This window comes from Streptomyces sp. LS1784 (assembly GCF_020103755.1).
Classification (GTDB): Bacteria; Actinomycetota; Actinomycetes; order Streptomycetales; family Streptomycetaceae; genus Kitasatospora.
Genome location: NZ_JAHSQD010000443.1, coordinates 1 through 6,888, shown reverse-complemented (window position 1 = coordinate 6,888; position 6,888 = coordinate 1). Strand labels below are relative to the sequence as shown.

The window sequence follows — 6,888 nt, the reverse complement described above, 5'->3', positions numbered from 1 at the left end:
GCGCCGGCCGCGACCGCACCGGGGGGTGCACCGGCGGGTGCACCGACGGGGCCGGTCGCGTCAGTGCCCTGGGTCGGCTCTGCGTCCCGGGCCGCATCCGCAGGCTGGGGCACCACCGTCGGCTGGCCACCCTGGCGCGACAGGCCTCCCATCGTCCCCGCCGCCTTGGCCGGGAAGTCGGGCGCGGGGCGCCGGTCGGCCCGCGGCCCTCCCGAGGACCGAGCGCCACCGGTCACTCTGTGTCCGGGAATGTGTGTGGGCATGCGTTGGTCTGCGCCGTTCTGCCGAGTCATGTGCTGATAGGGAAGGCATGTGGAGCGTAGCGTGACCGACTCGCTGCAAAGCGCTACCGCCACCCGGTCGTCCCCCGATCCGGTGGCGCTCGCACACAAGACCGGCAGGCGAACAGGAGAACCGGATCGGCGGGTCGGCCGGGCGGTTCCGACCTGCGCTCCCTCGGCGCGAATGCGTTCTCCGTCCCGACGCTCACCTCCTCCGCACCACGCGCCAGTGCGCGCCGTGCCGCTCCACGTAGCCGAGTGATCCCAACTCGTAGAGCCGTTGCAGGACCTCGTCCGGCGGGAGCCCGGACTGCCGGGCCAGGCGCTCGACCGGTGCGCCCTCCGCCGTCGCCGGTACGGCCTCCAGCACCCGGGCTACCGCCGGTTCCAGCAGGTCGCGCGGGAGCACCGGGCCGCTGCGCGGCGGCGCCAGGTCGTCCCCGATCGCCCCGATCAGCTCGGTGATCTCGGCCGCGTCGGTGACCAGGGTGGCACCCCCGCTGCGGATCAGGGCGTGCACCCCGGCGGAGAGCTCCGACGTGACCGGGCCTGCGACGCCCATGGTGTGGCGGTTGAGGTCCCGCGCCCGTCTGGCCGTACTCAGGGCGCCGCTGCGCACCGCCGCCTCGACCACCACCGTTCCCCGGGTAAGCGCCGCGATGACCCGGTTGCGGAGGACGAAGCGGAAGCGGTTCGGGTGCTCCCCGGGCGGGAGTTCGCTGACCAACAGACCCTGGACGCCGATCCGTCGGATCAGTTCGGCGTTGCCCTTGGGGTAGGCCACGTCGACGCCGCAGGCGAGCACGGCTGCGGTCATCCCGCCGACCGCGAGTGCCCCGCGGTGCGCGGCCGCGTCGATCCCGTAGGCGGCTCCGGAGATCACCACCCAGCCGCGCTCGGCCAGTTGGGCCGACAGCTCCCCCGCGACATGGGCGCCGTAGGCCGTGCAGGCGCGGGAGCCCACCATCGCGACCGAACGGAGCGCGAGCAGCCGCAGGGAGCCGGTGCCCGTCACCCAGAGCCCGATCGGACGCCCGTCACCGAGGTCGTCGAGTTGGCTGGGCCATTCCGTGTCCCCCGGAATGATGAACCGTCCGCCGACGTCCCGTACCCGTTTCAGGTCCATCTGCGGGTCCAGCCCCGACAGCCGCGCCTGGTACCCGGCCAGTCGGGTGGAGTCCAGTCCGGGATGGTCGGGCACCGTTCCGTCCCGGATCGCCTTGACCACGTCGACGGCGGGAAGTTGGCCGAGCCACCGGCCGACCACTGCGTCTCCCGGTTCGCTGAGCCGACCGAGCGCCACCCGGGCGAGACGCTCGGGATCGGGCTCGGCGGAGGTTGCGGCACCGGCCCCGGCCTCGGCCGCTCCGGGAATTCGGGGTTGCCTCACCAACCGGTTCATGCCTCACCCTCCTGGTTCTGCGGATGCCCGTCAGGCGCCTCGGGCTTCCCGGGCCAGCCGTCTTCCGGGCTGCCGCGCTGCGCCGGGATTCCGCCGAGCCGGCCGAAGACCCGCTCGGTCAGAAGCAGTCCGTGCTCCTCGCCGGTGCGCAGGACCAGGGCGGTGCGCACGTCCCGCTGGTCCGGCCGGTCGCGTCCGGCGAGGTCGGCGACCGTCCAGGCGACCCGGAGCACCCGGTCCAGGCCCCGGGCGGTCAGCAGCCCCCGTTCCAACTGCCGCGCGGCGTCGTTGAGCGCGCCGGCCGCGAGCTGCCAGCGAGTGCGCAGTTCGTGGCCCGGCACCTCCGCGTTGGTCCGCCACGGGGTGTCCGCCAGCCGGGCCGCCGCCCGCTCCCGCGCGGCCAGCACCCGGGCCGCGACGGTCTCGGTGGTCTCCGCCGTGGTGTCCCGCTCCATGAGCTCGACCCTGGTCACCGGGGCCACCTGGACCTGGAGGTCGACCCGGTCCAGCAGTGGCCCGGAGAGCCGACCCTGGTAGCGGCTGACCATGGCCGGGGTGCACTCGCAGCCTTCGCCCCGCCGCGAGTACCGGCCGCACGGACAGGGGTTGGCCGCCAGACAGAGCAGGAAGCGGGCGGGGAGCCGCAGCGATCCGGCCGAACGGGCGATCACCACCTCGCCCGACTCCAGCGGCTGGCGCAGCGCGTCGAGCACCCGGACCGGGAACTCCGGTGCCTCGTCCAGGAAGAGCACGCCCCGGTGGGCCAGCGAGACCGCCCCCGGTCTCGGCAGACCGCTGCCGCCGCCGACGATCGCGGGCATCGTCGTGGAGTGGTGCGGGGCACAGTAGGGGGCGGTGTCGATCAGTGGACGCCCGGCCGGGAGCAGTCCGGCCACCGAGTGGACGGCAGTGACCTCCAGTGCCTCCTTCTGGGTCAGCGGCGGGAGCAGCGCGGGCAACCGCTCCGCCAGCATCGTCTTGCCCGCGCCCGGCGGGCCCTTCAGGTAGAGGTGGTGTCCTCCGGCCGCGGCGATCTCCAGGGCCCGCCGGGCCTCGTACTGGCCGGCCACGTCGGCCATGTCGAGCCGGGCCGCCTTGTCGTCGGGCAGGCCCCGCACGCCCGCACAGGGCAGCATCAGGCCGGCCATCAGCGGATCCGGCCGACCGCCGATCGGGTCCGGCGGCTCCTCCGGTGCCGCCGCCCCGGTCAGGCCGGCGACGAGCTGGCGCAGGCTGCGGACGCCGATCACCGTCACCCCGGGGACGAGCGAGGCCTCGGGCGCGGTCTGCTCGGCGACCACAACCCGCTCGTACCCGGCGTCCGCGGCGGCCAGCACCGACGGCAGCACCCCTCTGACCGGCCGCACCCGGCCGTCCAGCCCCAGCTCGCCGATGATCAGCAGGTCGGCGATGGCGGAGGGGTCGAGGCGTTCGGCGGCGGCCAGCACGGCGCAGGCCACCGCGAGGTCGAAACCGCTGCCGCTCTTGGGCACCGAGGCGGGGCTGAGGCCGACCGTCAGTTTGCGCTGCGGCCAGGCCTCGCCGCTGTTCACGACCGCGGCACGGACCCGGTCGCGGGCTTCGGTGAGCGCCTTGTCGGGCAGGCCGACCAGGGTGAACGCGGCCACCCCGGGCTCCAGATCGGCCTGGACCTCGACGATCACTCCGTCGACACCGACCAGCGCGACGGAACAGGTGCGGGCGAAGGCCATCTCAGACCACCCCCCGCAGGTGATCGACCAGGGCTGCACCCCGCACCCGGTTGACCACTGCGACCAGGTCGATCCGCACCCCGCCCGGCGGGGCGGGCGGCCATTGCGGATCGGTGGGCCCCGGGTCGTAGTCAGGGCCGGCCAGTCGGGCGAAGTGACCGGGCCAGCGCTCGGCCATCCAGCGCTCGGCCAGGCGTTGCAGCCGGGCGGCCTTGGTCCGGTCGATGGCCTCGGTGGGCTGCTGGAAACCCCGCTCGGAGCGGGTCTTCACCTCGCAGACCGCCACGGTGTCGCCGTCGAGGGCGACGATGTCCAGCTCGCCCTCGACGCAGCGCCAGTTGCGGTCCAGGATGCGGAGCCCGGCCTCCGCGAGGCGGCGGGCGGCGACCCGCTCGCCGTAGCGGCCGAGCGCGTTCTTGGTGCTGCGGTCCGCGATCGCCCGCGGGGCGTTCCCGACTGCGGCCGTGTCCGGTACGGCCTGGTCCTGCACGACGGTGTGCTGCATGGTGACCACCTCCGCCGAGGAGGCTGCACCAATGCGCACGATGAGGCCCGGGAATTCCCGTTCCCTGTGGATAACCCGGACCTGTGGACAACTTTTGTCACCCGCAGGGGTGAGAAGCCCCGCTCCCGCGAAATTCGGCTGGACAACGCGGGACGGAGTCGTCCAACGTCAGTTCCCGAAGCCGGACTCGTCCGAGGGCAGCTCCAGATCGCTCTTCGCGAGTTCCTCGATGTTCACGTCCTTGAAGGTCAGCACCCGGACCTTACGGACGAACCGGGCCGGCCGGTACATGTCCCAGACCCACGCATCCGCCATCGACACCTCGAAGAACACCTCGCCCTGGACCGAGTGCACCTGCAACTCGTAGTCGTTGGTGAGGTAGAACCGTCGCTCGGTCTCGATCACGTACTTGAACAGGCCGACGACGTCCCGGTACTCCCGGTAGAGCTTGAGCTCCATCTCGGTCTCGTACTTCTCGAGATCTTCGGCACTCATCCAGGCGTCCCCTCAACTTGTCACGTCCACCCATTGTGGACCACCGCACCCACGGTCAGAGCCGCACCGGATCCACCGGCGGGCCCTCGGCCAGCAGCCGCTCCAGGAAGTCCGCCAGACCGACCGGATAGACCGTCTCGGCGGTCCCCCTCAGTTCCTCGACCGTCCACCAGTGCGCCGCGAGCAGTTGGGCGTGCTCGTCCGCGCCCATGCCCGAGTGGTCCAGCCCCGTCTCCATGGTCCGGGCCAGGTGGAACCACTGCTCCTGCTCGTAGCGCTGTCCCTGAAAGGAGAACGACACCGTGCCGTACGCCACCAAGGGCCCCAGGTCCACACCTCGCAGGCCGGTCTCCTCGGCGAGCTCCCGCTCGGCGGCCTCACGCACGTCCTCCCTCGCCTCCAAGCCGCCCCCGGGCGTGAACCACCACGTCTTCCCCGGGGTGGCCGGGTCGGCCCCCAGGAAGAGGAGGATGCGGTCCAGCCCGTCCAGCAGCAGGATCCGCGCCGCCCTGCGACGCTGTGCTGTCATGGCAGCGCTCCACGCTCCTTCCGTTCGCATCGGTGGCGCTACCGATCCTGCCACCCGGCGCGGCCGTCCGGGGCGATGTTCGGCAGAGCGGGCCGCCGGGCGACGGTCCCGCTCAGGAGCTGCGCCGCCCCCGGAGCCGGCGTGCCAGGCCCGCCACCCCTCCCACCGCCGAGGTCACGAGGATCAGCGCCGCGCCCGCAACGGAGGCGTAGGCGAAGGGCCCCAGCGGTCCCGGCTGCGAGGCCCTCGGGCCCGCGAAGCCGTCGAAGTCCGTGACCCGGTCGAGCAGGCCCATCCGGCCGAAGGGCAGCACGGTGGCCTCGACCCTGGCCTCGACGGCGTCGGCCGGAACGGTCCCGCCGTCGACCTCCAGGTGGGTGCGGGAGTCGAGCGAGCCCACTCGGTTGTCACCGAGCAGGAACAGCCGCCCCTGCGGCACCGTCGCGCTGAACGAATCGCCCTGGCGGCCCTGGGTCGCGAGGTAGGGCTCGTCCACCGGCTGCCCGTTGACCGTCAGCCGGTGCTCGGTCCCGGTGGTGGCGACGGTGTCCCCGCCGACCGCGACCACCCGCTTGACCATGAGCTCGCCGCCCCAGGCCTGGTCCCGGAAGACCACCACGTCGCCCCGCCCGATGTCGCCGCCCCCGACCTTGCGGGCGAGCACGGTGTCCCCGGCGCGCAGCGTCGGGTGCATCGAGGCGGTGGGGATCTTGTACGGCCGGTAGTCGACCGCGATCAGGGCGAAGCCTCCGACCATCAGCACCAGCCCGAGCGCCAGCGCGACGCCTTGCAACACCGCGGCGGGCCGACGGCGCGTACGGGCGGACACGGTCGGGCCCTCGGCCGTCTGCTCCACGACACTGCTCATCGACACCGTCCACCTCTGGCCGACCGGAGAACACCACTGGCACGCCGGAGGCACGGGCGGAAAAGCCGACGGGCCGTGGCACGTCCGAGCAGATTACTCGTCGGTACCACGGCCCGCGCAAGAGTCGGGGCCAACCCGGTGGAACACGATCCGGTGGACGTCAGGACTCCTTGCGGTGCTCCACCCGACTCCGCACCCGACGCACCAGGGGGAGCAGGGCGACGGCCCCCACCGCACCGGCCGCGGGGGGCGCCATCGGCGCGTCCACCGCCAGGCCCGGCTGGTCGAAGGTGTCCGGCACCGACAGCGTCGACCAGTGGCTGACCGGCCAGGCCACCACGAAGGCGCGCCCGATCACGTTGTCCACCGGGACGGTGCCGCCGCCCGGCTGGTCCATGTGGAAGCGGGAGTCCAGCGAGTTGGCGCGGTGGTCACCCATCACCCAGATGCGGTCCTTGGGCACCTCGACCGGTCCGAAGGGGTGGTCGCCACAGGGGGTGTTGCCCTGGTAGACGTACGGCTCGTCGAGCGCGACGCCGTTGACCTTGACCGGCCCTTCACCCTCACACTCGACGGTGTCCCCGCCGACCGCGATGACCCGCTTGATCAGGTCCTTCTCGTTGGCGGAGGGCATCAGCCCGACGAAGCTGAGCACGTCCTGCACGCCGCGGAGGAAGGAGTTGCTGCTCTGCGGGGTCGGCTCGTCGTTCAGCCAGCCGCCCGGGTCGTGGAACACCACGACCTCACCGCGCTCGGGCTCGGCCCCGAACCACGGGGTCAGCTTGTCCACCAGGACGCGGTCGCCGACCTGCAGCGTGTTCTGCATCGATTCCGACGGAATGGAGAACGCCTGGACGAAGAAGGTCTTGATCACCAGCGCGAGGATCAGCGCGATGCCGATCAGGATCGGCAGCTCCTTCCAGAAGGAGCGCTGCTTGGGCGACTGGGACGGAGCCTCCGACTCCGAGCCGGCCGCGGGCTCGGCGCCCCCGTGCGGGGAGTCCGGGGAGTCCTCCGGCCCGCCGCCGCCCTGCCCGTCGGCGGTCTGCGCCGCCGCGTCCTCGGCCGAGGCCGAGGAGGTCGCGGACTCGGCGGA

The 6,888-nt window shown here is 72.9% G+C and carries 7 protein-coding genes; all 7 read right to left on the bottom strand.

The annotated features are described in order from the left end of the window. Positions 1–486: 486 nt before the first annotated feature. Complete coding sequence (gene dprA / locus KS423_RS34060; protein WP_224283617.1) at positions 487–1,683, bottom strand: DNA-processing protein DprA; 1,197 nt, start codon at positions 1,681–1,683, stop codon at positions 487–489. Further along, on the bottom strand, positions 1,680–3,395 hold the full coding sequence (locus KS423_RS34055) for a YifB family Mg chelatase-like AAA ATPase (protein ID WP_224283616.1): 1,716 nt from the start codon (positions 3,393–3,395) through the stop codon (positions 1,680–1,682). Before KS423_RS34055 ends, dprA begins: the two co-directional genes overlap by 4 nt. 1 nt (position 3,396) lies before the next feature. Then, positions 3,397–3,900, bottom strand: a complete 504-nt coding sequence (locus KS423_RS34050; RefSeq protein ID WP_224283615.1) for a YraN family protein — start codon at positions 3,898–3,900, stop codon at positions 3,397–3,399. A gap of 168 nt (positions 3,901–4,068) precedes the next feature. After that, complete coding sequence (locus tag KS423_RS34045) at positions 4,069–4,395, bottom strand: DUF2469 domain-containing protein (RefSeq protein WP_030056781.1); 327 nt, start codon at positions 4,393–4,395, stop codon at positions 4,069–4,071. A gap of 55 nt (positions 4,396–4,450) precedes the next feature. Continuing rightward, positions 4,451–4,924: an NUDIX hydrolase gene (locus KS423_RS34040; protein WP_224283614.1), complete on the bottom strand. Its 474-nt coding sequence runs from the start codon at positions 4,922–4,924 to the stop codon at positions 4,451–4,453. Between the two features lie 112 nt (positions 4,925–5,036). After that, the gene (gene lepB / locus KS423_RS34035; RefSeq protein WP_224283613.1) at positions 5,037–5,792 is read right to left on the bottom strand and encodes a signal peptidase I; all 756 of its coding nucleotides are present in this window, start codon (positions 5,790–5,792) and stop codon (positions 5,037–5,039) included. Positions 5,793–5,952: 160 nt separating this feature from the next. After that, the coding region (gene lepB, locus KS423_RS34030) for a signal peptidase I (RefSeq protein ID WP_224283612.1) at positions 5,953–6,888 on the bottom strand (936 nt) is incomplete at its 5' end.

Excerpts from the sequence above, each read along its gene's own strand:
- KS423_RS34055 (WP_224283616.1), bottom strand. The coding sequence starts at position 3,395 with ATGGCCTTCGCCCGCACCTGTTCCGTCGCGCTGGTCGGTGTCGACGGA.
- KS423_RS34050 (WP_224283615.1), bottom strand. The coding sequence starts at position 3,900 with ATGCAGCACACCGTCGTGCAGGACCAGGCCGTACCGGACACGGCCGCA.
- KS423_RS34040 (WP_224283614.1), bottom strand. The coding sequence starts at position 4,924 with ATGACAGCACAGCGTCGCAGGGCGGCGCGGATCCTGCTGCTGGACGGG.
- dprA (WP_224283617.1), bottom strand. The coding sequence starts at position 1,683 with ATGAACCGGTTGGTGAGGCAACCCCGAATTCCCGGAGCGGCCGAGGCC.
- lepB (WP_224283613.1), bottom strand. The coding sequence starts at position 5,792 with ATGAGCAGTGTCGTGGAGCAGACGGCCGAGGGCCCGACCGTGTCCGCC.
- KS423_RS34045 (WP_030056781.1), bottom strand. The coding sequence starts at position 4,395 with ATGAGTGCCGAAGATCTCGAGAAGTACGAGACCGAGATGGAGCTCAAG.